This is a genomic window from Acidovorax sp. LjRoot74, assembly GCF_964254355.1.
Lineage (GTDB): Bacteria > Pseudomonadota > Gammaproteobacteria > Burkholderiales > Burkholderiaceae_C > Acidovorax.
This window is the reverse complement of the sequence record NZ_CAXUTI020000001.1, coordinates 185,537-211,510: the sequence shown is the minus strand read 5'-3', so window position 1 is coordinate 211,510 and position 25,974 is coordinate 185,537. Positions and strand designations below refer to the sequence as shown.

Here is a 25,974-nt window from a genome sequence, read left to right as displayed (position 1 = left end):
ATCAAGTGCACTCCTGGTCCACCCAATGCCCCGCCGGAAACCACTGGCCGTTGATATTGAGGTACCAGCGCCATTCAAAGATGGGCTCAAAGCTCATGCCCCCTGGCGAGGGCGTATCGATGCGCAGGATGTCCGCCACGCCGTCGCGGTCCAGATCGATTTCATGCACCAGCACCGCAGACGCCTTGCGTTGGGGCTTGGGCCGCTCAGGTGGCTCGGCGGGGATCATCCAGCTGGTGGCATAGCGCTGGGTCTTCACCTTCACCGCATCGGGCGGCAGCTTGCCGGGCAGCACCAGGCGCACCAGCACTTCGGCCGACTCTGACACCTTGGCATAGCCGCGCACGGCGGTGGTCTCGTCGTTGCGCGGGTCGTCAAAGCCCTTGCCCGGGTAGTGGCCGCCGCAATAGTGGTCGGCATTGCTGATGTCCCAGTACCGCAGGCCCAAGGTGCGGGCGCCCACCAGGCCCTGGTGCGTGATGGCATACAGCGTGAGCGCCGGGGCAAAGGCAAGGTTGGCCTCCCCCACATCCCAAAAGCCGGTCACGAACTCGATCTCCGGTCCGTTGTGCCGGTTGAAGCTGCCGTAGGGCACTTTGGTGGGGATGACGCTGATGCGGGCGCCTGCCACGGCGGTCAGGCCATCGGCACCGGTCTCATGCAGCAGGGCCACGCTGGCGTGGTTGCGAAAGTACGACGGCGATAGGGCAGGCAACACCGGTTTGCTGGCCAATGGGGCCACTGCGGGGATGTTGTCTCGGGCACTGGTGGCCAGTTTCACATTGTCCAGCGGGTTGACGGGACGGCCCCGGTCGATTTCTTGTTCAGGCCGCAGTGGCACACCGGCACGCATGAGTTTTTTGGCGGCCTCCCACTCGGCTCGGAGGGGGTACTGCACAGGCATCTCGGGCGGGTGGCTCTTGATCAATGCCGCCAGTTGCAGCTCGGGCGGGCGCGGCAAGGCGTTGCCATAGGCCCGCATGCGGTTGGCCGACGGCGCGACCCAGAAGGCGCGGGCCGCGTCCTTGCCCGCCTGGGCCAGGGTAAGGGGCTGGTCGGCCAGCAGGTTGCAGGCCACGTGGGCTTGCAGGGGCTCAGGCAAAGGCGGGCCCAGGCGCGCATCGCCCGCATAGAGCACGGCGCACCAGCCGTCGCGCTCGGTGAGCTGTTGCAGCACGGTGTTGGCGGGCACCTGGGCCACAACGCGCGCCTGCGACTGGGCCGACTCGCTCAGGTTGACCCACGCGCCCTGCACGTAGCGCAGTTTGGCGGGGGCCAGTTGCGGCGACGAAGCAGCTGCAGGCCCTTGCGCCCAGGCGCCAGGGCCCAAGGCAGCAAGAGCGGCCACGATGCACAGGGCGCGGGGCCAGGCCCTCATGCTTGCCATGCGGCCGTGGCTGGCAACGCCCTGGGGCAAGTCAGGGCGGGTCGCCCATTGCAGACGAACCTGCGGCGTGAAAGGGTTGCCCGCTGGCAGCGGAGCGGGCGCGGCAATGGATGTCTGTCTTTGGAAACTCCAAAACGCAGACTGCCGTTGCAAGGCTGCCCCAGAGAGAAAACGGGACACGGGCGGTAGCACGCTGCGGGAAGAGTCGATGGGGAAGGCCATGCCCAGCATCCAGTGGAATGAATGCTGGGATTCTGTCGCGATTCACGCAGCGCGAACAGCGCATCTTGGCGCGTGGCCTTCCCGTCCTTTGCGATACGCCAAGCCTTTGACCCTCATGGGCACAAAGGGATCAGTCGCCATCAATCACTACCAAATACATAGCTACAAGCCCAATGGAAAAGAGCGCAACAGCCCAATTTTGCCCAGATGTCCATTCCCAAAAAGCGGAGCCATGAGCCGCCAGGCGCCCCCGTTCAACCTGTCTTCAAGGCAACGTCTTCACACCCTGAAACGCCGCATTCAACGCAGCCTCTGCGGCCAGCAAGCGCTGCCGTGCTTCGCCCGACCACACGCGATCTTTGGCCAGCGTGTCCTTCGCAGCGGCCGCCATGCGCGTGACTTCCTGGGGCTGCGGTCCGCCTGTTCCGGTGCGGGTCGCCACCATCTCTGCGGGCGACAACGCCCGGCGGAATTCCTTTTCACCCAGTGGCAAGCGCTGGTCCTTGAGGTCGTATTTCTTGCCCGCTTCGCGGTAGATGCGCACGGCCTCGGCATACGGAAAATCCTTCGGCCGGATGTTCCGCTCCTTGGCATACACCACCACATCCGACGCAAAGTGGTGGCCCACCCGGAACGGAATGGCATGGGTGCGCTGCAGGGTTTCGGCCAGTTCCATCGAGGTGGTCCATTCGGATTCGAGTTCGTCCAGCGCGCGTGCTGGGTCAATGCGCAGCGAGTCCAGCACATCGGCAAACTGCTGCAGCATCTCCACGCCTTGCACAAAGGTCTTGGCGCTGGCAGGGCTCCATGTGTTCTTGTAGTCGATCATGCCGGGCGTAACGTTATGGGCCCGCCACAGCGATGCCTGGGCCGACGCCACCACATCGCTGGCCTTGGCGCGGGTGTTCTGGATGATGCCCGGGTTCGCCTTTTGTGGCATGGCGCTGCTGGTGTAGGTCTTGCCGCTGGCCAGCAGCAGCCACGGCCGGGTCTGGTGGTACTGGGTGTGCACATCCTGCATGAAGGCGCCCACGCGGATGGCCGTGGAACTGGCGATGGAGGTGGCCTCGATGGGAATGTCGTAGGTGCTGATCTGCCCCGCATCCAGCGAGTTGACGATCAGCCCGTCAAACCCCAGCAGTTGCGCCAGGCGCTCGCGGTTGATGCTCCAGCTGGAGTTGGCCAGCACGGCCGTGCCCATGGGGCTGAGGTTGATGCGCGCGTAGGCCTCGCGGATGCGTGCCGAGTCGCGCGCAAACGAATCGGCAAACGCCATCAGGTAGTGCCCGTAGCTGATGGGCATGGCCTGCACGCCGTTGGTGTAGGCGGGCACATAGGTGGCGGTGTGCGCCTGCGCAATGGTGATGAGCCGTGCGCGCACCTGGTCAAGGGCATCGGCAAAGTCCAGCATCTCCAGGCGCAACTGCGCGGCGTTCAAGGTGGAGTGGATGTCCTGGCGGCTGCGCCCAGTGTGGATCAGCGTGGCCTCGGGGCCCACAGCGTCGGTGATGATCTTCTCGACCTGCAGCACATCGGTGGGGCGCTTGCCACCCGGAGTGCTCGCTTGCGTGATCGACAACTCAACCCCGCGCGCGATGCGCCCGGCCTGGGCCTTGGGGATGATGCCTTGCTCCACATTCACCACGGTCGATGCCATGTTGATGCGGCCAAACCAGTAGAAAGTGTCCTGCGACTTGGACAAGGCGCTGGTGGCATCGCCCTTGACCGTGCCCTGGATCTTGGCGACCTGCGCCTGGCACTCGGCGGTGGTTTTGCAGGCTGTGTCCAGCGTGTCGGCGGCTTGCGCCTGGCCCATGGCCAGGATGGCGCCCACGACCGGGGCGAGCAGGAAGCGGGTGGGGCGCAAGGTGATCGTGCGCGCAGGGCGGCGCTGAGGCGATGGCATGGGGTTTTGTCTCCTGAGCTCCCGCTCAGCCAGCGGCGGGCTGGTGCGGGAATAAGATTCGTTAGTTGAATGAGTCCAGCATGGGCTTGCACCCTACTGGCCCCGAAATCGTTCCACAACGGTCCCAGCAAGGCCAATGCTTCTTTTTCAATTGAATTCATTTTTTGAATAGCCCATGCCAGACTTGACGCCCTCGGTCCTGTTCAACCGCATCCTGGGGCGCGTGCGTCTCAAGCACCTGCAGCTGGCCATTGCGATTGCCGACCTGCAAAGCCTGCACCGTGCGGCCTCTTCCATTGGCCTGAGCCAGCCCGCAGCGACCCATGCGCTGGTCGAGCTGGAAAGCTCTCTGGGCGGCCCCCTGTTCGAGAGGCACTCCAAGGGCATGCGATTGACCAGTCTGGGGGATGTGGTGTTGCCGCTGCTGCGCGCTTCGCTGGTGCCTCTACAGGCAGCTGCTGGCAATGCAGCATTGATGCAGCAAGGCGCCGCGTCCGCGCTGATCCGCATCGGCAGCATTGCGGCGGGCATCAATGGGTTGCTGACCGCCGCCATTCCGGCCTACTGCGCCTTGCACCCGAGCGCCGCCATCGATGTCCACGAAGTCACCATCGACAACCTGCTGGAAAGCATTCAGGAAGGAACCCTGGACCTGGCGATCTGCCGCGAACCCACCCCGCTGCCGCAGGGGTTCGAGTTTCATGCCGCGCTCCAGGATGAATTTGTCGTTGCCTGCCGTCCCAGGCACCCGCTGGCCCAACAGACATCCGTCACGGGCGCAGATCTGCTGTCACAACGCTGGCTGGCACCGCCGCTCACAGGGTTGGGCCCTCAACAGGTTGATAGCCTGTTCGACGATTTGGGCGGCGTGCCCGAACTGTGCAGGGTGTCGAGCCGCTCGACAGAAATCATCTACGCCATGCTGACCGAGAGCGACATGCTCGTTTGCGCACCAGCAAGCCTTCTGCGGCCGTTGGTACAACGCAAGGAACTGGCTGTTCTATCGTGGAGACCCCAGGGTGTGGGGCCTCTTGGCGTGCTGGTCAAAACGGATGTGCTCGCCAACCCGGCCCATTCTTGCCACGCATTCATCGAGCACGTGCTCTCCCTGCGGGGTTGACCCAGGCGCGCCGCGGCGCGTTGGCTCACGCGGTCAGTGCAGGCTCTGCCTTCGCATCGCCCGCCTGGGCCTCCACCACCCGCGCCAGCAGCGCGCCGCTGTAGCGCGCGGGCAGCGGAATCCACACGCGCACGGGACTGCCCTGTGCGACCTGCACAGGGTGGCCTTCCACGTTGCGCATTTGTTGCAGGCGCACTTGGGTATTGCCGCTGGGGTGCACCACCTCGATCAGGTCGCCCACGGCGAAGTGGTTCTTGGTTTCCACCAGCACCCAATCGCCGTCCAGGCCGACATCGGCCTGGCCTTCAGCACCCAGCACCTCGCCCACATACTGGCTGCGCTGCGTGGCCGAGTGGCCGTTGATGTAGTTCTGGTAGTCGTTGCTCGGGCGCCGCTCCAGCAGGCCGCCGGTGTAGCCCCGGTTCGACAGGCCTTCCAGCTCAATCAGCAGCTCGGGGTTGAAGGGGCGGCCCGCCACGGCGTCGTCAATCGCGCGGCGGTACACCTGGGCGGTGCGGGCCACGTAGTACAGGCTCTTGGTGCGGCCTTCGATCTTGAGCGAATCCACGCCGATCTGCGCCAGGCGCGCCACATGCTCCACCGCGCGCAGGTCCTTGCTGTTCATGATGTAGGTGCCGTGCTCGTCTTCCATGATGGGCATCATCTGCCCAGGGCGGCCGGCTTCTTCGATCAGGTAGACCTTGTCGGCCTTGGGATGGCGCTCGCCGTTGCCGGTGGTGGAGGCAAAGGCCTGCTCGGCATTTTGCTGCGCGGCCTCGAAGTTGAAGTCGCCCTCCATCTTCTGCGCGATGGCTTCGCCCGTGGTGGGGTCGATGTCGGCGTCGTGGGTGGCGTAGTTCCAGCGGCAGGCGTTGGTGCAGGTGCCCTGGTTGGGGTCGCGGTGGTTGAAGTAGCCGCTGAGCAGGCAGCGGCCCGAGTACGCAATGCACAGCGCGCCGTGCACGAACACTTCCAGCTCCATGTCAGGGCATTCCTGGCGGATTTTTTCGATCTCGTCCAGGCTGAGTTCGCGCGAGAGGATCACGCGTTCGACCCCCATCTTTTGCCAGAACTTCACCGCCGCCCAGTTGGTGGTGTTGGCCTGCACCGAGAGGTGCACCACCTGCTCGGGCCACTTTTCCTTGACCATCATGATCAAGCCCGCGTCGGCCATGATGAGGGCGTCGGGCTTGCAGTCGATCACGGGCTCGATGTCGCGCAGGTAGGTTCGGATCTTGTCGTTGTGCGCAATCAGGTTGCTGGTCACAAAGAACTTCTTGCCGCGTGCGTGGGCCTCGTCAATGCCTTGCTTGATCTGCTCCAGGCGGAACTCGTTGTTGCGCGCGCGCAAGGAGTAGCGCGGCTGGCCGGCGTACACCGCGTCGGCGCCAAAGTCGTAGGCAGCGCGCATCTTGTCGAGCGAGCCTGCGGGCAAGAGGAGTTCGGGGGCTTTGAGCATGGTCATGGGGTGGCCCAATCTAAAAATCGTCGGGGGTCGGGTTCAACGGGGCATCAGCGGCAAGCCGCCCAACATGCCCACGGCCTGCGCAGGAAATTCTTCGGCATCAAACGCCTTGTCGCCATCCGCGTCCTGCACGCCGTTGGGCACCAGGCCCTTGAAGTCGAACTGGCGCGGGTCCATGAAGTGCGAGGGCACCAGGTTGCGCAGCGCCACGGCCATGTTCTCGATGCGGCCGGGGTACAGCTGTTGCCAGTCGCGCAGCATCTGGCCGATCTGCTTGCGCTGCAGGTTCTCCTGGCTGCCGCACAGGGTGCAGGGGATGATGGGGAAGTTGCGGATCTCGGCCCAGCGGGTGAGGTCGTCCTCGGCCACGTAGGCCAGCGGGCGGATGATGAGGTGGTCGCCCCGGTCGCTCTGCACCTTGGGTGGCATGCCCTTGAGCTTGCCGCCGAAGAACATGTTCAAAAAGAAGGTCTGCAGCATGTCGTCGCGGTGATGGCCCAGCGCAATCTTGGTGCAGCCCAGCTCATCGGCCACGCGGTACAGAATGCCCCGGCGCAGGCGGCTGCACAGGCTGCACATCGTTTTGCCTTCGGGGATGTGCTCTTTGACAACGCTGTAGGTGTCCTGCGTTTCGATGTGGAAGGGCACGCCCACTTTCGTCAAATACTCGGGCAGCACATGGGCCGGAAAGCCGGGCTGCTTCTGGTCGAGGTTGACGGCGATCAGCTCAAACTTGTGGCCGTTGCGTTGCTGCAGCTTGTGCAACACGTCAAGCAGTCCGTAGCTGTCCTTGCCCCCCGAGACGCACACCATGACCTTGTCGCCGTCTTCGATGAGGCCAAAGTCCGTGATGGCCTGGGCCACCTGGCGCACCAGGCGCTTTTCGAGCTTGAGCGCGGCATGGGCGGCGGCTTTCTCGGCGGCGGCAGCAGCATCTGCGGCTGGGTCATCCACGGGGGTGTCGGGCAAAGTGGCGGTGGCGGGCATGGGGAACAAGCCGGGTCGGGCAAAGGTGACGAAAAGGTGTCAACAGCAAAAGGCATAGGGTGCCGCAGAGTCACGCACCCGGCAATGCGCCACCGCAGAGCAGTGGCGCACTGTTTGCTACATATTCAATAGCTATAAACGCTTACTGGTCGCGCGCAAACGGCCAATTTTGTTCAAATTTTCAGGCTTCCGCCGGGTAGAACATCTTGCGCGTGGGCACATCGGCCACCGCCTTGGCAATCGCGCCGATGTGGTCTGGCGTGGTACCGCAGCAGCCGCCCAGGATGTTGACCAGCCCCTCGGCTGCGAACTCGTGCACCAGGCGGCTGGTGATCTCGGGCGTTTCGTCAAAGCCGGTGTCGCTCATGGGGTTGGGCAGGCCGGCGTTGGGGTAGCAGCTGATGAAGGTGTCCTCGGCCACCCGGTTCAGCTCCTGGATGTACGGGCGCATCAGCGTGGCGCCCAGGGCGCAGTTCAGGCCGATGGCCAGCGGGCGCGAGTGGCGCACGCTGTGCCAGAAGGCGGTCACGGTCTGGCCGCTCAGGATGCGGCCCGAGGCGTCGGTGACCGTGCCGCTGATGATGAGGGGCAGGCGCTGGCCGCTGTTCTCAAAATACTCGTCGATGGCGAACAGCGCGGCCTTGGCGTTCAGCGTGTCGAAGATGGTTTCGACCAAGAGCACATCGCTGCCGCCTTCGACCAGCGCCTCGGTCTGCTCGTAGTACGCGGCGCGCAGCTGCTCGAAGTCGATGTTGCGCGCGCCGGGGTCGTTCACGTCCGGGCTGATGCTGGCGGTTTTGGGCGTGGGGCCGAGGGCACCGGCCACAAAGCGGGGCTTGTCGGGCGTCGAATACTTGTCGCAGGCAGCGCGCGCCAGCTGGGCCGAGCGCAGGTTCATCTCGCGCGCCAAGTCGGCCATGTGGTAGTCCTCCTGCGCGATGGTCGTCGCGCCAAAGGTGTTGGTCTCTATGAGGTCGGCACCCGCAGCCAGGTAGCGCTCGTGGATGTCGGTGATCACGTCGGGCCGGGTGAGCGAGAGCAGCTCGTTGTTGCCCTTCACATCGTAGGCAAAGTCCTTGAAGCGCTCGCCTGCTGCGCCCGGGCCACTGTAGCCCTCGCCCCGGTACTGCGCCTCGCCCAGCTTGAAGCGCTGGATCATGGTGCCCATGGCCCCGTCGAGGATGACGATGCGTTGGGCAAGAATGTCGGGGAGTTGCGCGGCGCGCGTGTAGGCAGGCGTTTTCATCCCCCGATTGTAGAAACTCGGTCAGCAGCGAAGCCCCAAAGGGGTTTCGGCCCATTCGGCACACGCCAGGGTGTAACGCTGCTTGGCCAGCCGTGTGGCGCCCAGCCGGTCGTAGAAGCGGATCGCGCCTTCGTTCCACACGGGGGTTTGCCACTGCAAGTGCTCGCAGCCCAGGGCGCGCGCCCGGCACACGGCGGCATCCAGCAACGCGGGGCCCAGCCCCAGGCCGCGCGCCGTCGGGTCGAGGTACAGACAGTCCAGGTGCAAGAAGGGCCGCGCGGTCAGGGTGGCGTAGTCCAGGGTGGCACTGGCGTAGCCCACCGCATGCCCATGCAGATAACCCAGCCAGGCATTCAGCCGCCCGGCTTCGAGCGCCTGCGCCAGCCGCTCGGCGTGGCCGTCGGCGCCATGGGGAATCTGCTCGTAGGCAGCATGCGCTGCGCACAGGCGGGCCAGCTCCCCGGCATCGGCGGCCAGTGCGGGCCGCAAGACCCAACCCGCCGGTGGCAGGCGGCGCACGGGAGGGGTCAGCATGCGCATTCGATGGCGGGCCGGGCGGCAGGCATGGTGCCGCGCTCGGGCCCGGTGGCCACGGGCTGGCCGTCGCGGATCCAGAAGTCCAGGCCGCCCAGCATCTCCTTGACCGTGAAGCCCAGGCGCGCGAGCTTGTAGGCGCCCTTGGTCGAGCCGTTGCAGCCGATGCCGTCGCAATAGGTCACATAGACCTTGCTGCGGTCCAGGTGGGCCGTGCTGTCCGCGTCCATGGTGCGGTGGGGAAAACTCACGGCGCCAGGCACATGGCCTTGTTCGTAGTGCGCGGGCGAGCGGGTGTCGATCACCACGATGGCATCGACGCCGTTGCGCAGGTCTTCGGCTACATCCCAGGCATCGGCATGAAAGCTGAGCTTGGCGGCCATGTAGTCGCACGACTGCGCGGGGGTGGGGGCGGGAAAGGCCAGAACGCTGGAGGTGGGGGCGGGATGGGTCATGGGGTTCCTTGGGGTGGTGCGGCAGATGCCATGCCAGTGTGGGCTGTTTTGGCCTTATAAATAAGTCCAATTTCTTCACTCAAATAAGACCAATCCAATTCCATGGCCACCATCAAGCCCCGCCTTCTGCTCGCACTGATGGAGACCCAGGCCACCGGCGGGCGGCGGGCGCGCCTGTGTGCCGCCCTGCGCGAGGCGGTGCGCAGCGGCCAGGCGACGCTGGGCGAGCGGTTGCCGTCGAGCCGCCACCTCGCGCAAGACCTGGGCCTGTCGCGCGTAACGGTAGAGGCGGCCTATGCCCAGCTGGAAACCGAGGGCTACCTGCGCCGCCAGGTGGGCCAGGGCAGCTTTGTGGCGATCGACATGGGTTCCGCCGCGCCGCGCGGGGCCAGCGGCGCGCTCCGCCCGGCGGACGCTGTGGGGGCGCACCAGCGGCTGTCGGCCCGGGGCCAGCGCATGGTGGACACCGGGGGCTGCCATGAGCCGGATCGCCCACGCGCCTTTGTGGCGGGCAGCCCCGACCTGCAGGCGTTTCCCACCAGCCTGTGGCGCCAGTTGCTGCAGCGGCGGCTGCGGCAAGATGCGGCGGAGCTGATGTTTTATGGCGCCCCTCAGGGCCTGCCCGCGCTGCGCGAGGCGATTGCGCGCTACCTGGGCCCATCGCGCGGGGTGCGTTGCCACGCCGGGCAGGTGCTGGTGCTGACAAGTTCGCAGCAGGCGCTGCAGCTGCTGTCGGCCACGCTGCTCGACGACGGCGACGCCGTCTGGATGGAAGACCCGGGCTACGCTGGCGCCCGCACGGCCTTCAGCGCCAGCGGCGCCCGCCTGGTGGACATGCCCCTGGACGGCGAAGGCGCCACGCTGGACGCGGCACGCCCCACCCCCCGGCTGATCTACCTCACGCCCTCCCACCAGTTCCCCACGGGCCAGGCCATGTCGCTGGCGCGGCGGCTGGCCTTCATCGCCCACGCGCGGGCCACGGGGGCCTGGCTCATCGAGGACGACTACGACAGCGAGTTCCTGTACGACCACCAGCCCACCCCGGCGCTGCAGGGGCTGGACGACCCGGGCCAGGTGATCTACATCGGCACGTTTTCCAAATCGCTGTTCCCGTCGGTGCGGCTGGCCTACATGGTGCTGCCCGAGGCGCTGGTCGCACCGCTGGTGACGGCGCGCACCATTTACGACGGCCACCCTTCGCAGCCCATGCAGGCGGTGGCGGCGGACTTCATGGACCAGGGGCATTTTGCGGCCCACCTGCGGCTGATGCGGCAGCTCTACCGCAGCCGCCGCGACGCCCTGCTGCAGGCGCTGCACAGCCACCTGCCCTGGGCCACGCCCCTGGACAGCCGGGGCGGCCTGCAAATGGCCGTGCGCCTGCCCGAAGGGAGCGAGCAGGCCCATACCCGCCAGGCCGCAGACCTGGGCATTGCCACCCCCAGCCTGAGCGCGCTGTACCACACGGAACCGGCCATCGCGGGCTGGCGCCTGGGCTTTGCGGCCCTCACGCCCGATGCCATCGATGATGCCGCGCGCACCCTGGGCCGCATTCGCACTCATGGACAATACCGGGGATGAATGTGATCGAAATTTCTGCCCCAGGCGAGACACTGTCGGCCTGCTCTGCCGTTTTGCACGAAGTCTTCGGTTACAAGGCCTTCCGGGGTGCGCAGGCGGACATCGTCACGCATGTGAGCAATGGCGGCGACGCGCTGGTGCTGATGCCCACCGGGGGCGGCAAAAGCCTGTGCTACCAGGTGCCCGCCATCGTGCGCCAGCAGCAGGGGCGCGGGGTGAGCATCGTGATCTCGCCACTGATTGCGCTGATGCACGACCAGGTGGGCGCGCTGCACGAGGCGGGGGTCAGCGCAGCGTTTCTCAACTCCACCCTCAGCTATGAAGAAACGCAGGATGTGGAGCTGCGCCTGCAGACCGGCGACATCACGCTGCTGTACGCCGCCCCTGAGCGGCTGAACACACCGCGTTTTCTGGGCCTGCTGGACAGCCTGTACAGCGGCGGCCACCTGAGTCTGTTTGCGATTGACGAGGCGCATTGCGTGAGCCAGTGGGGCCACGACTTCCGCCCCGAGTACCGCGCGCTCACGCTGCTGCACGAGCGCTACCCGCAGGTGCCGCGCATCGCGCTCACGGCCACAGCCGATGCGCTCACGCGCGAGGACATCGTCGAGCGGCTGCAGCTGGAAGACGCGCGGCTGTTCATCAGCAGCTTCGACCGGCCCAACATCCGCTACCGCATCGAAGAAAAGAAGGACGCCACCACCCAGCTGCTGCGCTTCATCGAGCGCGAGCATGCGGGCGAGGCGGGCGTGGTGTACTGCCAGTCGCGCAAGCGGGTGGAAGAACTGGCGGCCACGCTGTGCGATGCGGGCCTTACCGCCCTGCCCTACCACGCGGGGCTGGACACCAAGGTGCGCCAGAAGAACCAGGACCGCTTTCTGCGCGAGGAAGGCATCGTGATGGTGGCCACCATCGCCTTCGGCATGGGCATCGACAAGCCCGATGTTCGTTTTGTGGCGCATGTGGACATGCCCAAGAACATCGAGGGCTACTACCAGGAGACCGGCCGCGCGGGCCGCGACGGCCTGAACGCCGACGCCTGGATGGCCTACGGCCTGAACGACGTGGTCAACCAGCGCCGCATGATCGACGAGAGCCCAGCGGGCGAAGAATTCAAGCAGGCGCTGCGCGGCAAGCTGGACGCGCTTCTGGCCCTGGCCGAGGCCACCGACTGCCGCCGCGTGCGCCTGCTGGCCTACTTTGGCGAGCAGTCCACGCCCTGCGGCAATTGCGACAACTGTCTGAACCCGCCCGCTGTGTGGGATGGCACGGACGCCGCGCGCAAGCTGCTGTCCACCATCTACCGCGTGCACGTGGCCAGCGGCTTGACCTTTGGCACGGGCCACATCATGGACATCGTGCGCGGCAAGGACACCGAGAAAGTCCAGCAGTTCGGGCACGACAAGCTCTCGACCTTTGGCGTGGGCAAGGAGTATTCCGAAGCGCAGCTGCGCGGCGTGCTGCGCCAGCTGCTGGCCACAGGCGCCGTGGGCCTGCACAAGGTGATGCTGGAGAGCGGCCACAGCTTTGACACACTGAGCCTCACCGAAGGCTCGCGCGCCGTGCTCAAGGGCGAGGTGCCGGTGCAGCTGCGCGAATCGACCGCCGCCGCACCCGCCAAACGCGCGCGCACCCGCAAGGGCACGGGCAGCGCGCCACCCGCCGCCGCCGCCAACCTGGGCCCGGATGCACAGGTGCGCTTCATCAACCTCAAGTCCTGGCGCGCCGAGGTGGCGCGCGAGCACAACCTGCCGGCCTACGTGATCTTCCACGACGCCACGCTGGCCGCCATTGCCGAACGCAACCCCGGCACGCTGGACGACCTGCAGGGCATCAGCGGCATGGGGGCGAAGAAGCTGGAGGCATACGGGGCGGATGTGCTGCGCGTGGCGCGCGCGGGGTAGCCATTACAGGCGTGCACGGGCAGTTGGTTGACTCGGCGCGTGCCAGAGACCGCCACACGGCCACCGCACTGTTTAAGCAGAATATGCTGCAATTTTGATTGCAATAAAGGTAATACCACCGCGCGGAGAAACCGTTTTTAGTCTTAGAAACTGACGACACCGCAGCCCCGGCGCCGCGCCACGCCCCCCGTACAACCGCTGTGGCAGCCCGCCACCAGCGTGCGCCACAATGGCGCCATGCTGACCCTCCAAGACATCCGCGACGCCGCCACCCGCCTACAAGGCCAGGTGCTGGACACCCCCTGTGTCGAATCCAAGACGCTCTCGCAGATCGTGGGCGCGCAGGTGTTCCTCAAATTCGAGAACCTGCAGTTCACCGCCTCGTTCAAGGAACGCGGCGCCTGCAACCGGCTCACGCTGCTGTCGGACGCCGAACGCGCCCGGGGCGTGGTGGCGATGAGCGCGGGCAACCATGCCCAGGGCGTGGCCTACCACGCACAGCGCCTGGGCCTGCGCGCGGTGATCGTGATGCCGCGCTTCACGCCCGCCGTGAAGGTGGAGCGCACCCGTGGCTTTGGCGCCGAGGTGGTGCTGCACGGCGACACGCTGGAAGAAGCCCGCGCCCACGCCTATGCCCTGGCCGACGCGCAGGGCCTGACTTTTGTCCACCCCTATGACGACGAGGGCGTGGCTGCGGGCCAGGGCACGCTGGGCCTGGAGATGCTGCAGGCCGTGCCCGACCTGGACACGCTGGTGATTGCCGTGGGCGGCGGCGGGCTGATCTCGGGCGTGGCCACGGCCGCCAAGGCCATCAAGCCGGGCATCGAAATCGTGGGTGTGCAGACCACACGCTTCCCGGCCATGGTCAACGCGGTGAAGGGCACGCACCACCCGCAGGGCACCTCCACCATCGCCGAGGGCATTGCCGTGGGCACGCCGGGCAAGATCACACAAGAGATCGTCAAGCGCCTGGTGGATGACCTGGTGCTGGTGGACGAAGGCGATATCGAGCAGGCCGTGCTGATGCTGTTGGAGATTGAAAAAACCCTGGTCGAAGGCGCGGGCGCCGCTGGGCTGGCCGCGCTGGTGCGCTACCCCGAACGCTTCAAGGGCAAGCGCGTGGGCCTGGTGCTGTGCGGCGGCAACATCGACCCGCTGCTGCTGGCGGCCATCATCGAACGGGGCATGGTGCGCTCGGGGCGCCTGGCCCGCATCAAGGTCAGCGCACGCGATGTGCCGGGGGTGCTGGCACGCATCACCGCCACCGTGGCCGACGCGGGCGCCAACATCGGCGAGGTGCACCACCAGCGCGCCTTCACCATGCTGGCCGCGCAGAACGTGGAGATCGAACTGGTGCTGCAGACCCGCAGCAAGGCCCATGTGGACGAGGTGCTGGAGCGGCTGCGCGCGGCCGGCATGGAGGCCGCGCTGATGTGAGCACCATGCCCTGCTGGCCGCCTCGGCGCGCAGGCGGCTAGAATTGCGCAAGTTTTCAGCATCTGGAGCCCCACCATGTCCGACCACAACACTTCGCACGCCCCTCAGACCGCATCGCACGACCCAGTGGAAAACATCGTGCCCATGATGCCCATGGTGCTCCCCGTGGTCGGTGGCGTCCTGATCTTCCTGCTGGCCTTCATCGCCGTGTTCATGGCCTGATCTGCCCGCAAGGCAAACAAAACGCCCCGCGCTGCGGGGCTTTTTTTTGTCCTTTCTATCCGCCCTCCCCCTTTCCCCTTCCGACCAGGAGTCCCCATGCGACCCGGACACGCCCTTGTTCTTTTTTCTGGAGGCCAGGACTCCACCACCTGCCTGGCCTGGGCGCTTGAACACTTCGCCCACGTGGAAACCATCGGCTTTGACTACGGCCAGCGCCACCACATCGAGCTGCAGGCACGGCAAACAGTGCTGGCGTCGCTGCGCGCGCAGTTTCCGCAGTGGAATGCACGCCTGGGCGAGGACCACATGCTCGACCTGGCCGTGCTGGGCCACATCAGCGACACGGCGCTGACCAGCGACACCGAGATCCAGATGACCGCCGCCGGCCTGCCCAACACCTTTGTGCCGGGACGCAACCTGCTGTTCTTCCAGCTTGCCGCCGCCGTAGGCTACCGGCGGGGGCTGCACACGCTGGTGGGCGGCATGTGCGAAACCGACTTCTCGGGCTACCCCGACTGCCGCGACGACACGCTGAAGGCGCTGCAGGTGGCGGTGTCGCTGGGCATGGGCCAGCGCTTCACGTTCGATACGCCGCTGATGTGGCTGGACAAGGCCGACACCTGGGAGCTGGCACGGACCCTGGGCGGGCAGGCGCTGGTCGATCTGATCGTGAACGACTCGCACACCTGCTACCACGGCGTGCGCGATGCGCTGCATGCCTGGGGCTATGGCTGTGGCACCTGCCCGGCCTGCGCATTGCGCAAGGCGGGCTTTGAGCGCTGGAGCGGCGCGGGCACCTAGCCCCCAAGGTCCAAAGGGGGCGAAGGGCACCGGACCCTATGCATAACCTCATGTTTTTTTTGCATGGTTTTGACCCCTGTCTGACAGACAAACCGGCGGCAGATTCATAAAATTGAAATCCCAGCCGACCCGCGGAATCCGTGGAATAGCCTCCATACCGTGGGGCTGACACACGCACCCGCCCGCCGACTGAGCACGAAAGCCGTTTTTTCAAAGGCAGCGCTCAGCACCGCAACTGCGCCAGGCCTTGCCGCGTTCCGCCCGGTCCGCTTCCTTTGAAAAAACTGTTTTTCAACTTAGGAAGCTCCCCCGATGAACGCACCCACCATGCAGGGCCTGAATCTCAACGCCCCCACCTACGTCAAGAATGCCCGGCTGCTCGCCTGGGTGGCCGACATGGCTGCCCTGTGCAAGCCAGAGAGCATCTACTGGTGCGATGGCACGAAGGAAGAGTACGACCGCCTGTGCCAGCAACTGGTCGATGCCGGCACCTTCAAGAAGCTCAACCCCGCCAAGCGCCCCGGCAGCTTCCTGGCCTGGTCCGACCCATCGGACGTGGCCCGCGTGGAAGACCGCACCTACATCTGCTCGGCCGCCAAGGAAGACGCAGGCCCCACCAACAACTGGATGGCCCCCGCTGAAATGCGCGCCACGCTGCAGCCCCTGTTCGACGGCTGCATGAAGGGCCGCACCATGTACGTGGTGCCCTTCAGCATGGGCCCGCTGGGCAGCCACATCGCCCACATCGGCGTGGAGCTGACCGACAGCGCCTACGTGGCCGTGAACCAGCGCCTGATGACCCGCATGGGCAAGGCCGTTTACGACGTGCTGGGCGTGGAAGGCGAGTTCGTGCCCTGCATGCACACCGTGGGCGCGCCCCTGGCCGAAGGCGAGAAGGACACCACCAGCTGGCCCTGCAACCCCAAGGTCAAGTACATCGTGCACTACCCCGAAACGCGCGAGATCTGGTCGTACGGCTCGGGCTACGGCGGCAATGCGCTGCTGGGCAAGAAGTGCCTGGCCCTGCGCATCGCCTCCACCATGGGCCGCGACCAGGGCTGGCTGGCCGAGCACATGCTCATCCTGGGCGTGACCAACCCCGCCGGCAAGAAGTACCACGTGGCAGCGGCCTTCCCCAGCGCCTGCGGCAAGACCAATTTCTCGATGCTGGTGCCGCCCGAAGCAGGTTTTGCCGGCTGGAAGGTCACCACCATCGGTGACGACATCGCCTGGATCAAGCCCAACGCCGACGGCAAGATGGTCGCCATCAACCCCGAAGCCGGCTACTTTGGCGTGGCCCCCGGCACCAACATGCACACCAACCCCAACTGCATGAAGAGCCTGGACAGGGACGTGATCTTCACCAACGTCGCCCTGACGGACGACGGCGACGTGTGGTGGGAAGGCATGGAAAAGGACACCGGCAAGCTGCCGGACCACCTGATCGACTGGCAAGGCAAGGACTGGACGCCCCAGATCGCCAAGGAAACCGGCGCCAAGGCCGCCCACCCCAACTCGCGCTTCACCGTGGCCGCAGGCAACAACCCCGCGCTCGATGCGCAATGGGATGACGCCAACGGCGTCGCGATCGACGCGTTCATCTTCGGCGGCCGCCGCTCGACCACCGTACCGCTGGTGACCGAAGCCCGCACCTGGACGGAAGGCGTGTACATGGCAGCGACCATGGGTTCGGAAACCACAGCTGCCGCCTTCGGCGCCCAAGGCGTGGTGCGCCGTGATCCCTTCGCCATGCTGCCGTTCTGCGGCTACAACATGAGCGACTACTTCCAGCACTGGCTCAGCATGGAAGACAAGATCGCCGCCACCGGCAAGGCCGTGCCCAAGGTGTTCTGCGTGAACTGGTTCCGCAAGGACGAAGCAGGCAAGTTCGTCTGGCCCGGCTACGGCGACAACATGCGCGTGCTCAAGTGGATGATCGACCGCATTGAAGGCCAGGCCCAAGGCCAGGAAACCATGTTCGGTGTGGCCCCGCAGTACGCCGAAATCAACTGGACGGGCCTGGACTTCAGTGCCCAGAAGTTCGACGCCGTGACCAGCATCGACAAGGCCGCATGGGCCGAAGAGTTCAAGCTGCACGACGCACACTTCGAGCAACTGGCCTACCACCTGCCCAAGGCCCTGCTGGACACCAAGGCTGCGCTCGAAAAGCGCCTCGCGGCCTGATGCTGCTCCCGTCCTGAGATCGAAAGCTTCCCCCTCAAAGCCGTCCTGCCGTTTGGCAGGGCGGCTTTTTTTCATGTGCGGCAAGGGCTTGCATGAGCGGCCAGCCCCGGCAGCTGCAAAGACGGGCATAAAAAAAGCCGTGGCTGGCCACGGCTTTCAATCGACTTGTTCCCCGCCGCACACCAGCGCGACGGGTTCAGCGGTCAGTAGTACTTGCGGATGCTGTCCACGGTGGGGATGCCCATTGCGTGGTTCAGTTCGGCCATGATGCGGGGGTCCTTCATAGCCACTTGCCAGGTGCGCTCGTCTTCAGCGGTGCGGCGGCGGCTCTCGGCCCAGGCCTGTGCGCCACTGCGCAGGGCCACGCCAGCGCGGCGTGCGGGGGCGGTGAGCAGGGCCAGGGCAGCAAACGCCACCAGCCACAGCACCATCCAGGCGGCCAGCAGGTGGCCTTCGCTCCAGGTGTCGATCACCTGGTTGGCCACCACCAGCAGTGCGGACACCACGGCCGCCAGCAGGAGGGACGCAGCGCCACGGGCGCCATCAAAGCGGGCAGCAACGCCCTTAAGCGCTGCAGCGGCGTTTTCGGCGCGGACAACGCCGGGGTGTTCGGTGGGGTATTCAACGTGTGCAAAGGCGGTCATTTCGGTTTCCCTTTTCTAACGCTTGTGGCGAGATTGCCGGGCGATGGGGTGATATTAGGGTTTACCCTTTGCGCATTCAAGTTTATATTTTGAATCATGGATATTCACAATGGTGATAAATACACCCTGAGGCCGCCGTGACTCCCTTGAACTTCCGCTCCCTGGACCTGAACCTGCTGCGCGTTTTTGACGAGGTGATGGCGGAGCGCAGTCTCACCCGTGCGGCGCACAAGCTCTCCATCACCCAGCCTGCGGTGAGCAACGCCATGCGGCGTCTGCGCGAGGTGCTGGGGGACGAACTGCTGGTGCGCAGCGGCCAGGGGGTGGAGCCCACCCCCCGGGCGCTGGCGCTGTGGCCCCCGGTGCGCGAGGCCTTGGCCCACCTGCAGGAGTCCCTGGCCCCCGGGCACTTCGAGCCCGCAACGGCAGAGTCCACCTTTGTGCTGGCCATGGCCGATGCCACGGCCGCCACCCTGGTGCCCGCCCTGGTCGAGATCATCGAGCGCGAGGCGCCCGGCATTTCCATCCGGGTGCTGCCGCTGACCACGCGCGACCCCCGCCGCCTGCTGGACGAAGAAGCCGCCGACATGGCCGTGGGCTACTTTCCGGCGGCGCTGGCCGACCTCACGGCCCGCGCCCAGTCGGGCGGTGTGGTGGCCTTTGAGAGCCGCCGCCTGTATGACGGCGAATATGTATGTGTGATGCGCCAGGGGCACCCGCTGGCCAGCGCGCCCCTCACGCTGGACGCCTATTGCGCGGCCCGGCACATGTTGGTCAGTTTTTCGGGCCGTCCATTTGGCTTCATCGACGAAGCGCTGGCATCGCTCGGGCGCGAGCGCAAGGTGGTGATCACGGTCAACCAGTTCTTCACGGCCGGGCGGGTGGTGTCGGGCTCGGACCTGCTCACCGTGCTGCCACGCCACTTTGTGCCGGTGACTGGTATTGCCGATGTGCTGGTGCAAAGGGCCTTGCCACTGGATGTGCCGGCCGTGCACGTGGATGCGTTGTGGCGCAGGCGCGGCCCCCAGCAGGCGGCCATGACTTGGTTGCTGAATGCGCTGGCGCGCTCGGCCCGGCGCACCTTCCCGGAGCAGGACACGCAGCAGACACCGTAGACTGCGCAGTCGATGAACATCCAGCTCCTGTCCGACCTCCACCTGGAGGCCCATCCCCACTTTGCTCCTGAACCCGCCCCCGGTGCCGATGTGCTGGTGCTGGCAGGGGACGTGGGCTCTTACCAGAGCGGCTCACAGCTGGCCGACGACGACTTCGGCCTGGTGCGCTTTTCTCCCCTGCCCCAGCACGCTGGCTGGCCCACCCCGGTGCTGTTTGTGCCCGGCAACCACGAATACGATGCGCAGGACTTCGACGCCGCGCACCTGCGCCTGCGCCAGACCTGCGACCGCCTGGGCATTGCCTGGCTGGAGCGCGAAACCCTGGTGCTGCAGGGCACCCGCTTTGTGGGCACCACACTCTGGAGCGACTTCGATGCCCTGGCAGACCATGAGGGCAGCACCGACCTGGCCCGGCGGCTAAAGCTGCGCGACAAGGCATTCCGCGCCGCCAACTTTTACCTGCGCAAAACCGGTGGCACGCGGTTTGGCGAGCCGTTCCTGGCCGAGCCATTGCGCGAACAGGCCCTGGCCTGCCAGGAATGGCTGGCCGCTGCACTGCAGCAGCGCTTTGACGGCCCCACGGTGGCCGTCACCCACTTTGCGCCCAGCCTGAAAAGCGCCGACCCACGCTACGGCCTGGTGCCCGGCACGGCCGGGTTTTGCAACGCGCTGGACCATCTGCTGGCCCATGCGCAGCTGTGGCTGCATGGCCACCTGCATGCGCCCAGCGACTACATCGCAGAAGGCCTGCATGGCGATGGTTCTGCCTGGAAGTGCCGCGTGGTGGCCAACCCGCTGGGTTATGCGCGCAAGGGGGAGCAGGCCACCTTCCGGCCTTGCTGGACGGTCACCGTATGATCAACACGCGGTTCTTGTGAATTCGCCACGCGCCAGGCAAAAAAGCATGACCCAGGTCAAGACAACAGGCACCTGCGCAGAGTAGTCTGCCTTATCCCTTCTCGGAGAACACCATGAACATCCTGCTTGCTGTCGATGGCAGCGCCTACACCAAGAAAATGCTGGCCTACCTGGCCACCCACGAAGAACTGCTGGGCGGCACCCATACCTACACCGTGCTGACCGTGCAGGCTCCGCTGCCCGCGCGCGCGCGTGCGGCATTGGGCAAGGAAGTGGTGGACACCTACCACGCCGAAGAAGCCGAAAAGATCCTCGCGCCCGTGTGCAAATTCCTGGGCCGCCATGGCGTGGACGCCAAGCGCAGCGTCAAAGTGGGCACGGTGGGCGAAACCATTGCCAAGGTGGCCGACACCGGCAAGTTCGACCTGCTGGTCATGGGCTCACACGGCCACGGCGCGATCGCCACCCTGGTGATGGGTTCGGTCACCACCCAGGTGCTGGCCTACAGCAAGGTGCCGCTGCTGATCGTGCGTTAACCCACCGGCGCCTTCGGGCGCCATCCCGCCAAGCCCTGCGTCTGCGGGGCTTTTTTTTCGCCCATGATTACCGTATGGTTTCTGAATGACCAATTGGTTTACTTTAATACCATTTGGTTATACATTCGCGCCACGCCCATCCTGGCGTGTCATTTCCATCGAAACCGAGAGGAGCGACCCATGAACACCACATTCAACCGCCGCACCGTCCTGATGGCCGCCGCCCTGGGCGCGAGCACCACCCTGCTGCAAGCCTGTGGGGGCAGCGACGACGAGCCCCAGCGCAACATCGTCGAGCTGGCGCAGAACACCCCCGACCTGAGCATCCTGGTCGAGGCCGTCACGGCCGCCGGGCTGGCCAACACACTGAGCACCGGCACGCTCACCGTGTTCGCACCCACCAATGCCGCCTTCGCTGCGCTGCTGACCGAGCTGGGCGTGACCAAGGACGCATTGCTGGCCAACAAGCCGCTGCTGACCGCCGTGTTGACCTACCACGTGCTGGGCGCCAAGGTGATGCGGGCCGATGTGCCACTGGGCAAGGCGATCACGCCGGTGTCGGGCGGCTTCTTCAAGATCGAATCCAACAACGGCCTCAAGATCACCGACGGCCGCAACCGCGTGAGCACCATCACCAGCACCGACATCCAGGCCAGCAACGGCGTGGTGCACCTGGTAGACAAGGTGCTGCTGCCCGCCGACAAGGACATCGTGGCCACGGCCTCGGCCCTGCCGGACTTCAGCATCCTGGTCGAGGCCGTGGTGGCCGCAGGGCTGGTGAGCACTTTGCAGGGCACCGGCCCGTTCACCGTGTTCGCCCCCACCAACGCCGCCTTTGCTGCGCTGTTGACCGAGCTGGGCGTGAGCAAGGCCGACCTGCTGGCCAACACCGCCCTGTTGACCAAGGTGCTGACCTACCACGTTGTGCCTGCGCGCGTGCTCAAGGCCGAGGTGCCCACCAACACAGCCATCACCACGGTGCAGGGCCAGAGTTTCACCGTGAGCACCAGCCTGGTGATCACCGACCAGAACATGCGCACCAGCAACATCACGGCGGCAGACGTGTTCACCAGCAACGGCGTGATCCATGTGGTGGACAAGGTGATCCTGCCCAAGTGATCCCCGGGGCGATGGCCTCCACGCAAAAAAGCCCGGCATGCCGGGCTTTCTTTTTGGTCGGGTCCGGGAAAAAACCCCGGGGGACTTCTTAGCGTGCCGCCAGTCCGTCAAAGCAGGTGCGCACCACCAGGTCCACGATCTCCGCGTCTGAATACTGGCCGCTTTCCTTGAGAAAACTCACGACCGGATCGCAGGCGCGTGCATAGAGGGTGTAGAGCACCACGATGGGTGGCAGGCTGGAGCTGATCACGCCCTGGGCCTGGGCTTCGGTGATCCATTCGCCGATCTGGTCGCTCACGCCCACCAGGCCGTTGAGGTAGTCCTTGTTGGCCATCAGCACCGCACGCAGCGTGGAGTTGCGGCTGGGCAGCAGCGGCATTTCGTTGGTCAGCAGGCGCTCCAGCGACCAGCGCACCAGCGAGCGCAGCTTGTCCAGCGGCGGCATGTCGGCGGGCAAGCCCGCCAGATAGGCCTGCACACGCCCCAGGATCTGCACCATGGCGGCGCTGCACAGTTCTTCCTTGCTGCAGAAGTGCTTGTACAGGCTGGCCTTCGCAATGCCCACGGCATTGGCGACATCGTCCATGGTCATGGCGTCAAAGGCCTTTTCGCCCAGCAGACGGCAGGCCGACTGGAGGATGGCCTCCTCGCGCGCCTGGTGCATCTGCTCCTTGAACGAAACTTTGGGGGGCTGGGTTTGCATGGCCTATATTTTATACATTGCAGTAAAAAAATAAATGACTAAGTTGTAATGCAACTACGTCGTTCACGTTTTAGCCAGCACAAAGCGTGCCGTCCGCCGTGCGCCTAGGGAGTGCACGCGGAGGTACGTTCAGGACACCAGCGACTGGGCTGCAGCACCCGTCAGCGCGGCCGACAGCGCATCAAGCAGCTCGGATTCCAGGTTCCAGCAATGCCAGTAGAGCTGGATGGGCAGGGAGCGACCGGGCGCCAAATCCACCATGCTGCCGTCGGCAATCGGGCCCCGCGCCAGCAGCTCGGGCACCACGCCCACGGCCCAGCCTGCGGCCACGGCACGCATCTGGGCCTCGGAGCCGGGCACAAACAGGTGGTTCAGCGCAACGCGCTTGAGCCCGAAGGCCCGCGCCACAAACTCGGCCGCCATGTCGTCCTTGCGGTTGAACGACAAAAACGACACATCGCGGAAGTTGTGTGGCGTGAGCCCCTGCGGCAGATGCTGCTCTGCGTAACTGGCCGAGGCCACGGCCACGTAGTGCATGGCCCCGAGCGGCACCATCTTGCAGCCGCGCAGCGCCTGCTTGAGCGTGGTCACGCAGCCCAGCACCTGGCCCGAACGCAGCCATTCCTGCGTGAAATCCTGGTCGTCCACGATGATTTCCAGCGGCAGGCGCTCGCGCACCAGGTCGTGCAAGGCGCCCATGGCCCAGGTGGCGATGCTGTCGGCGTTGATGGCAATCGAGATGCGCTCGTCCTCGCGCGTGCCACCGGGCGCGCTGGGCGCCAGCTCCTGCAGGTCGCGCTCCAGGTCGGCGCGCAGCAGGCGCATCTGCTTGGTGTGCTTGAGCAGCAGCTGCCCGGCCGACGTAGGCCGCAGCGGGCGGCTGCGCACGATGAGCACCGAGCCCACCTGCGCCTCCAGCGCGCGCAGGCGCTGCGACACGGCGGACTGCGTGACGTTGAGGCGCTGCGCGGCGCGCTCGAAGCCGCCCTCTTCAACGATGGCGGCAAGGCATTCGAGAGCGGCAGGGTCGTAGGTGCTCATGGTTCAAGTCTCCAACAAGGCGGTGCCAGAGTGCGTACTTTATTAGGCATTCTGATGTTTTTGGAGTAAGTTTAATTTTGCTTTTAGTTGAATGCAATGTCGCGCACACTGCGCCCCATCGTGTCCTGCACTGGGGCGTGTGGCACGCAAAGGCTCACAAGGCATTCCGCATATGAAAACCATTGTTCTCGGCGCCGGCATCATCGGCATCAGCACGGCCTGGCACCTGCTGGAACGCGGCCATGATGTCATCGTGATCGACCGCCAGCCCGATGCGGCGCTCGAAACCAGTTTTGCCAACGCGGCGCAGATCTCGGTGAGCTACTGCGAGCCCTGGGCCAACCGCGAGGCGCCGCTCAAGGCGCTCAAGTGGATGTTCGACAAAGAGGCGCCGCTGCTGTTTCGCCCACAGATGGACTGGCAGCAATGGCGCTGGGGCCTGCAGTTCCTCGCGCAGTGCAACGACGCGGCCTTCGAGCGCAATGTGGCGCAGATCGTGGCGCTGGGCGCCTACAGCCACGCAGCGCTGAAGGACCTGGTCAGCACCACCGGCATCGAATACAACCGGCTCGAACGTGGCATTGCCCACTTCTACACCGACCAGAAGTCGTTTGACGCCGCAGGCCACGCCGTGGAGCTGATGCGCAAGCACGGCGTGCAACGCCGCCTGGTGAGCCGCGACGAGCTGCTGCAGATCGAACCCGCCTTCAAGGCCTACGGCGACAAGATCACCGGTGGCACCTACACCAGCACCGACGAAAGCGGCGATGCGCGCGTCTTCACGCAAGAGCTGGCGCGCCGCTGCATCGCACGGGGTGCGCAGTTCCTGTACGGCCACGATGTGCTGCGCCTCAACAAGATTGGCAATGCTATTGATTCAGTAGCTGTCATGGCACGCCAGTCGGGCGGAAACGGCAAAAAAGACTTCATATTGAAGGCCGATGCCATCGTGGTGGCCTGTGGTTCCTACAGCGCGCCACTGCTGCGCAGCGTGGGCGTAGACCTGCCGATCTACCCCGGCAAGGGCTACAGCGCGACCTTCCCGCTGCTCAAGCCCGAGGGCGCGCCCATGGTCTCCACCATCGACGACGGCAAGAAGATCGCCATGAGCCGCCTGGGCAACCACCTGCGCGTGGCAGGCACCATCGAGCTCAACGGCTGGGACCTGACACTCGACAGCAGCCTGGCCCGAGCCCGCTGCCACATGCTCTCGCGCCGCATCGAGGCCATCCTGCCCGGCGTGTGCGACACCCGCACGCCCGAGGAAGGCGGCAACCCCCAGTACTGGACCGGCCTGCGCCCCGCCACGCCCACCAACATCCCCTTCATCGGCCGCACGCGCGTGGGCAAGCTGTGGGTCAACGCGGGCCACGGCACGCTGGGCTGGACGCACGGTGCGGGCTCGGGCAAGGCGCTGGCGGAGCTGATCAGCGGGCAGGTGCCTGCGATGAACTTCGGGTTCTGCGGCATGGAACAAGGCAACCGCACCTTGACGGCCAAGGTGGCTTGAGCGACATCCGCGCTGGCGCCCCGGCGTCCGGGGTGCCACCGGTAGCAAGCCTCCCTCAGCCAGCCCCCGGTGCAACACCGGGCCTGGTGGCCAACAGGACTTCGAGGCGCCGAAAGCCCCCTGCCAACACCCCCAGCACCAGGGCCGCCACCCAGGCCGGCGCCGGGGGCTGGCCCCCGAGCAGCAGGTACGCCGCTATGTGCGGCACTACCTGCAGGCGTTTGGCAGCGGGCCGCAAGAGCTGCGGGCCCTGGCCCGCCTATCGTGGAAGCGGGACTACCGCGCGACCATTCTGGTGTCAGTGCGGGCCGCATCGCTGGAACAGTCACCGCTGCTGGACAGTGCAGAGTTTGAAGATGCACTGGTCGCGTTGTGCCTGGTGTACCTGCAGCCCGTGCAGGCCAGCGCTACGATGGGACCATGACCACGCCCACCGCACCCCACTACCTGTTCCTCACCACCTCCACCCGCGAACCGGGCCATGTCGGCAACACCGAGTGGCTGGCCCGCCAGGCCGCCGCCGCGTTGCCTGCAGGCACCCAGCAGACCTGGCACCACCTGGCGCGCATGGACCTGCCGCCTTTTGTGGACCAGCGCCACACCACAGGCACCTATGCGCCGCCCGAGGGCGACATGAAAACACTGCTCGATGCCACCCTGGCGGCCACGCACATTGTGTTTGTCGCTCCGGTCTACTGGTACAGCATCCCCTCGCCCCTCAAGACCTACCTGGACCACTGGAGCGCCTGGATGCGTGTGCCGGGCCTGGCCTTCAAGGAGCCCATGGGCGCCAAGACGCTGGCGCTCATCACCACCAGCGGCGACCGCACCAAGGCCCAGCCCATGATCGATTCGGTGGCGCTGTGCGCGCAGTTTTTGTCGATGACCTGGGGCGGCGCCCTGTGGGGCAAGGGCGGGCCACCGGGGGCGGTGCAGGCCGATGCGCAGGCCGTCGCAGCGGTCAGCGATTTTTTCAGTGCCCCATCCGCCGCATAGCCCG

At 65.8% G+C, this 25,974-nt stretch carries 24 protein-coding genes; 14 read left to right on the top strand and 10 right to left on the bottom strand.

What is annotated here, in order from left to right; all coding sequences use genetic code 11:
* Nucleotide 1: 1 nt before the first annotated feature.
* Together ACSQ3O_RS00985 and ACSQ3O_RS00980 are read right to left on the bottom strand one after the other, a co-directional pair.
* Entirely contained in the window at nucleotides 2-1,387 is a 1,386-nt protein-coding gene (locus ACSQ3O_RS00985) for an SH3 domain-containing protein (protein ID WP_436137545.1), read from the bottom strand.
* 487 nt (nucleotides 1,388-1,874) lie between these two features.
* A complete protein-coding gene (locus ACSQ3O_RS00980; protein ID WP_436137544.1) occupies nucleotides 1,875-3,515 on the bottom strand; it encodes an argininosuccinate lyase in 1,641 nt (546 codons plus the stop codon).
* Between the two features lie 175 nt (nucleotides 3,516-3,690).
* On the opposite strand from ACSQ3O_RS00980, the gene ACSQ3O_RS00975 reads away from it, so the two are divergent.
* Nucleotides 3,691-4,635: a LysR family transcriptional regulator gene (locus ACSQ3O_RS00975; protein WP_436137543.1), complete on the top strand. Its 945-nt coding sequence runs from the start codon at nucleotides 3,691-3,693 to the stop codon at nucleotides 4,633-4,635.
* 25 nt (nucleotides 4,636-4,660) lie between these two features.
* On the opposite strand, the gene trhP is transcribed toward ACSQ3O_RS00975, so the two are convergent.
* The 5 genes from trhP to ACSQ3O_RS00950 form a co-directional block, all read right to left on the bottom strand.
* Complete coding sequence (gene trhP, locus ACSQ3O_RS00970) at nucleotides 4,661-6,100, bottom strand: prephenate-dependent tRNA uridine(34) hydroxylase TrhP (RefSeq protein ID WP_436137542.1); 1,440 nt, start codon at nucleotides 6,098-6,100, stop codon at nucleotides 4,661-4,663.
* A 36-nt stretch (nucleotides 6,101-6,136) separates the two neighbouring features.
* Nucleotides 6,137-7,087 (bottom strand): tRNA 2-thiocytidine(32) synthetase TtcA, encoded by a 951-nt coding sequence (gene ttcA, locus ACSQ3O_RS00965; protein WP_436137541.1) that lies wholly within the window; start codon nucleotides 7,085-7,087, stop codon nucleotides 6,137-6,139.
* Between the two features lie 181 nt (nucleotides 7,088-7,268).
* The gene (locus ACSQ3O_RS00960) at nucleotides 7,269-8,333 is read right to left on the bottom strand and encodes a homocysteine S-methyltransferase family protein (protein ID WP_436137540.1); all 1,065 of its coding nucleotides are present in this window, start codon (nucleotides 8,331-8,333) and stop codon (nucleotides 7,269-7,271) included.
* 21 nt (nucleotides 8,334-8,354) lie between these two features.
* Nucleotides 8,355-8,867, bottom strand: a complete 513-nt coding sequence (locus ACSQ3O_RS00955) for an N-acetyltransferase family protein (RefSeq protein WP_436137539.1) — start codon at nucleotides 8,865-8,867, stop codon at nucleotides 8,355-8,357.
* Entirely contained in the window at nucleotides 8,861-9,322 is a 462-nt protein-coding gene (locus tag ACSQ3O_RS00950; RefSeq protein WP_436137538.1) for a rhodanese-like domain-containing protein, read from the bottom strand. Before ACSQ3O_RS00950 ends, ACSQ3O_RS00955 begins: the two co-directional genes overlap by 7 nt.
* Before the next feature lie 102 nt (nucleotides 9,323-9,424).
* Between ACSQ3O_RS00950 and ACSQ3O_RS00945 the strand changes: the two genes are divergently transcribed.
* The 6 genes from ACSQ3O_RS00945 (at nucleotide 9,425) to ACSQ3O_RS00920 (ending at nucleotide 17,448) form a co-directional block, all read left to right on the top strand.
* Nucleotides 9,425-10,900, top strand: coding sequence for a PLP-dependent aminotransferase family protein (locus ACSQ3O_RS00945; RefSeq protein ID WP_436137537.1), 1,476 nt, complete (start codon nucleotides 9,425-9,427; stop codon nucleotides 10,898-10,900).
* Nucleotides 10,897-12,804, top strand: coding sequence for a DNA helicase RecQ (recQ, locus tag ACSQ3O_RS00940; RefSeq protein ID WP_436137536.1), 1,908 nt, complete (start codon nucleotides 10,897-10,899; stop codon nucleotides 12,802-12,804). The genes ACSQ3O_RS00945 and recQ overlap by 4 nt, the downstream gene beginning before the upstream one ends.
* 237 nt (nucleotides 12,805-13,041) lie before the next feature.
* Complete coding sequence (locus ACSQ3O_RS00935) at nucleotides 13,042-14,241, top strand: threonine ammonia-lyase (RefSeq protein WP_436137535.1); 1,200 nt, start codon at nucleotides 13,042-13,044, stop codon at nucleotides 14,239-14,241.
* A 75-nt stretch (nucleotides 14,242-14,316) separates the two neighbouring features.
* Entirely contained in the window at nucleotides 14,317-14,463 is a 147-nt protein-coding gene (locus ACSQ3O_RS00930) for a hypothetical protein (protein WP_298451570.1), read from the top strand.
* 96 nt (nucleotides 14,464-14,559) lie between these two features.
* Entirely contained in the window at nucleotides 14,560-15,264 is a 705-nt protein-coding gene (gene queC, locus ACSQ3O_RS00925) for a 7-cyano-7-deazaguanine synthase QueC (protein ID WP_298451567.1), read from the top strand.
* Nucleotides 15,265-15,576: 312 nt separating this feature from the next.
* Nucleotides 15,577-17,448: a phosphoenolpyruvate carboxykinase (GTP) gene (locus ACSQ3O_RS00920; RefSeq protein WP_436137534.1), complete on the top strand. Its 1,872-nt coding sequence runs from the start codon at nucleotides 15,577-15,579 to the stop codon at nucleotides 17,446-17,448.
* A 203-nt stretch (nucleotides 17,449-17,651) separates the two neighbouring features.
* Here the strand turns inward: ACSQ3O_RS00920 and ACSQ3O_RS00915 are convergent, their stop codons facing one another.
* Nucleotides 17,652-18,092: a hypothetical protein gene (locus ACSQ3O_RS00915; RefSeq protein ID WP_436137533.1), complete on the bottom strand. Its 441-nt coding sequence runs from the start codon at nucleotides 18,090-18,092 to the stop codon at nucleotides 17,652-17,654.
* 137 nt (nucleotides 18,093-18,229) lie between these two features.
* Between ACSQ3O_RS00915 and ACSQ3O_RS00910 the strand changes: the two genes are divergently transcribed.
* The 4 genes from ACSQ3O_RS00910 (at nucleotide 18,230) to ACSQ3O_RS00895 (ending at nucleotide 21,720) form a co-directional block, all read left to right on the top strand.
* A complete protein-coding gene (locus ACSQ3O_RS00910; RefSeq protein ID WP_436137532.1) occupies nucleotides 18,230-19,207 on the top strand; it encodes a LysR family transcriptional regulator in 978 nt (325 codons plus the stop codon).
* Between the two features lie 12 nt (nucleotides 19,208-19,219).
* Complete coding sequence (locus ACSQ3O_RS00905) at nucleotides 19,220-20,065, top strand: metallophosphoesterase (RefSeq protein ID WP_436137531.1); 846 nt, start codon at nucleotides 19,220-19,222, stop codon at nucleotides 20,063-20,065.
* A 113-nt stretch (nucleotides 20,066-20,178) separates the two neighbouring features.
* The gene (locus tag ACSQ3O_RS00900; RefSeq protein WP_436137530.1) at nucleotides 20,179-20,601 is read left to right on the top strand and encodes a universal stress protein; all 423 of its coding nucleotides are present in this window, start codon (nucleotides 20,179-20,181) and stop codon (nucleotides 20,599-20,601) included.
* Nucleotides 20,602-20,781: 180 nt separating this feature from the next.
* Nucleotides 20,782-21,720 (top strand): fasciclin domain-containing protein, encoded by a 939-nt coding sequence (locus ACSQ3O_RS00895; protein WP_436137529.1) that lies wholly within the window; start codon nucleotides 20,782-20,784, stop codon nucleotides 21,718-21,720.
* Nucleotides 21,721-21,808: 88 nt separating this feature from the next.
* Here the strand turns inward: ACSQ3O_RS00895 and ACSQ3O_RS00890 are convergent, their stop codons facing one another.
* Together ACSQ3O_RS00890 and ACSQ3O_RS00885 are read right to left on the bottom strand one after the other, a co-directional pair.
* The gene (locus tag ACSQ3O_RS00890; RefSeq protein ID WP_436137528.1) at nucleotides 21,809-22,423 is read right to left on the bottom strand and encodes a TetR/AcrR family transcriptional regulator; all 615 of its coding nucleotides are present in this window, start codon (nucleotides 22,421-22,423) and stop codon (nucleotides 21,809-21,811) included.
* 129 nt (nucleotides 22,424-22,552) lie between these two features.
* The gene (locus ACSQ3O_RS00885; RefSeq protein WP_108616285.1) at nucleotides 22,553-23,464 is read right to left on the bottom strand and encodes a LysR family transcriptional regulator ArgP; all 912 of its coding nucleotides are present in this window, start codon (nucleotides 23,462-23,464) and stop codon (nucleotides 22,553-22,555) included.
* 172 nt (nucleotides 23,465-23,636) lie between these two features.
* Between ACSQ3O_RS00885 and ACSQ3O_RS00880 the strand changes: the two genes are divergently transcribed.
* The 3 genes from ACSQ3O_RS00880 (at nucleotide 23,637) to ACSQ3O_RS00870 (ending at nucleotide 25,970) form a co-directional block, all read left to right on the top strand.
* Nucleotides 23,637-24,974 carry a D-amino acid dehydrogenase gene (locus ACSQ3O_RS00880; RefSeq protein ID WP_436137527.1) on the top strand — a complete coding sequence of 446 codons (1,338 nt, stop codon included), beginning with the start codon at nucleotides 23,637-23,639 and terminating at the stop codon, nucleotides 24,972-24,974.
* Between the two features lie 199 nt (nucleotides 24,975-25,173).
* Nucleotides 25,174-25,398 carry a hypothetical protein gene (locus ACSQ3O_RS00875; protein ID WP_436137526.1) on the top strand — a complete coding sequence of 75 codons (225 nt, stop codon included), beginning with the start codon at nucleotides 25,174-25,176 and terminating at the stop codon, nucleotides 25,396-25,398.
* A complete protein-coding gene (locus tag ACSQ3O_RS00870) occupies nucleotides 25,395-25,970 on the top strand; it encodes an NAD(P)H-dependent oxidoreductase (protein WP_436137525.1) in 576 nt (191 codons plus the stop codon). The genes ACSQ3O_RS00875 and ACSQ3O_RS00870 overlap by 4 nt, the downstream gene beginning before the upstream one ends.
* Nucleotides 25,971-25,974 lie beyond the last annotated feature (4 nt).

Bases quoted from the DNA above. Each gene is read 5' to 3' on its own strand.
- ACSQ3O_RS00985 (WP_436137545.1), bottom strand. From the start codon at position 1,387: ATGGCAAGCATGAGGGCCTGGCCCCGCGCCCTGTGCATCGTGGCCGCT.
- ACSQ3O_RS00980 (WP_436137544.1), bottom strand. From the start codon at position 3,515: ATGCCATCGCCTCAGCGCCGCCCTGCGCGCACGATCACCTTGCGCCCC.
- ACSQ3O_RS00975 (WP_436137543.1), top strand. From the start codon at position 3,691: ATGCCAGACTTGACGCCCTCGGTCCTGTTCAACCGCATCCTGGGGCGC.
- trhP (WP_436137542.1), bottom strand. From the start codon at position 6,100: ATGACCATGCTCAAAGCCCCCGAACTCCTCTTGCCCGCAGGCTCGCTC.
- ttcA (WP_436137541.1), bottom strand. From the start codon at position 7,087: ATGCCCGCCACCGCCACTTTGCCCGACACCCCCGTGGATGACCCAGCC.
- ACSQ3O_RS00960 (WP_436137540.1), bottom strand. From the start codon at position 8,333: ATGAAAACGCCTGCCTACACGCGCGCCGCGCAACTCCCCGACATTCTT.
- ACSQ3O_RS00955 (WP_436137539.1), bottom strand. From the start codon at position 8,867: ATGCTGACCCCTCCCGTGCGCCGCCTGCCACCGGCGGGTTGGGTCTTG.
- ACSQ3O_RS00950 (WP_436137538.1), bottom strand. From the start codon at position 9,322: ATGACCCATCCCGCCCCCACCTCCAGCGTTCTGGCCTTTCCCGCCCCC.
- ACSQ3O_RS00945 (WP_436137537.1), top strand. From the start codon at position 9,425: ATGGCCACCATCAAGCCCCGCCTTCTGCTCGCACTGATGGAGACCCAG.
- recQ (WP_436137536.1), top strand. From the start codon at position 10,897: ATGAATGTGATCGAAATTTCTGCCCCAGGCGAGACACTGTCGGCCTGC.
- ACSQ3O_RS00935 (WP_436137535.1), top strand. From the start codon at position 13,042: ATGCTGACCCTCCAAGACATCCGCGACGCCGCCACCCGCCTACAAGGC.
- ACSQ3O_RS00930 (WP_298451570.1), top strand. From the start codon at position 14,317: ATGTCCGACCACAACACTTCGCACGCCCCTCAGACCGCATCGCACGAC.
- queC (WP_298451567.1), top strand. From the start codon at position 14,560: ATGCGACCCGGACACGCCCTTGTTCTTTTTTCTGGAGGCCAGGACTCC.
- ACSQ3O_RS00920 (WP_436137534.1), top strand. From the start codon at position 15,577: ATGAACGCACCCACCATGCAGGGCCTGAATCTCAACGCCCCCACCTAC.
- ACSQ3O_RS00915 (WP_436137533.1), bottom strand. From the start codon at position 18,092: ATGACCGCCTTTGCACACGTTGAATACCCCACCGAACACCCCGGCGTT.
- ACSQ3O_RS00905 (WP_436137531.1), top strand. From the start codon at position 19,220: ATGAACATCCAGCTCCTGTCCGACCTCCACCTGGAGGCCCATCCCCAC.
- ACSQ3O_RS00900 (WP_436137530.1), top strand. From the start codon at position 20,179: ATGAACATCCTGCTTGCTGTCGATGGCAGCGCCTACACCAAGAAAATG.
- ACSQ3O_RS00895 (WP_436137529.1), top strand. From the start codon at position 20,782: ATGAACACCACATTCAACCGCCGCACCGTCCTGATGGCCGCCGCCCTG.
- ACSQ3O_RS00890 (WP_436137528.1), bottom strand. From the start codon at position 22,423: ATGCAAACCCAGCCCCCCAAAGTTTCGTTCAAGGAGCAGATGCACCAG.
- ACSQ3O_RS00885 (WP_108616285.1), bottom strand. From the start codon at position 23,464: ATGAGCACCTACGACCCTGCCGCTCTCGAATGCCTTGCCGCCATCGTT.
- ACSQ3O_RS00880 (WP_436137527.1), top strand. From the start codon at position 23,637: ATGAAAACCATTGTTCTCGGCGCCGGCATCATCGGCATCAGCACGGCC.
- ACSQ3O_RS00870 (WP_436137525.1), top strand. From the start codon at position 25,395: ATGACCACGCCCACCGCACCCCACTACCTGTTCCTCACCACCTCCACC.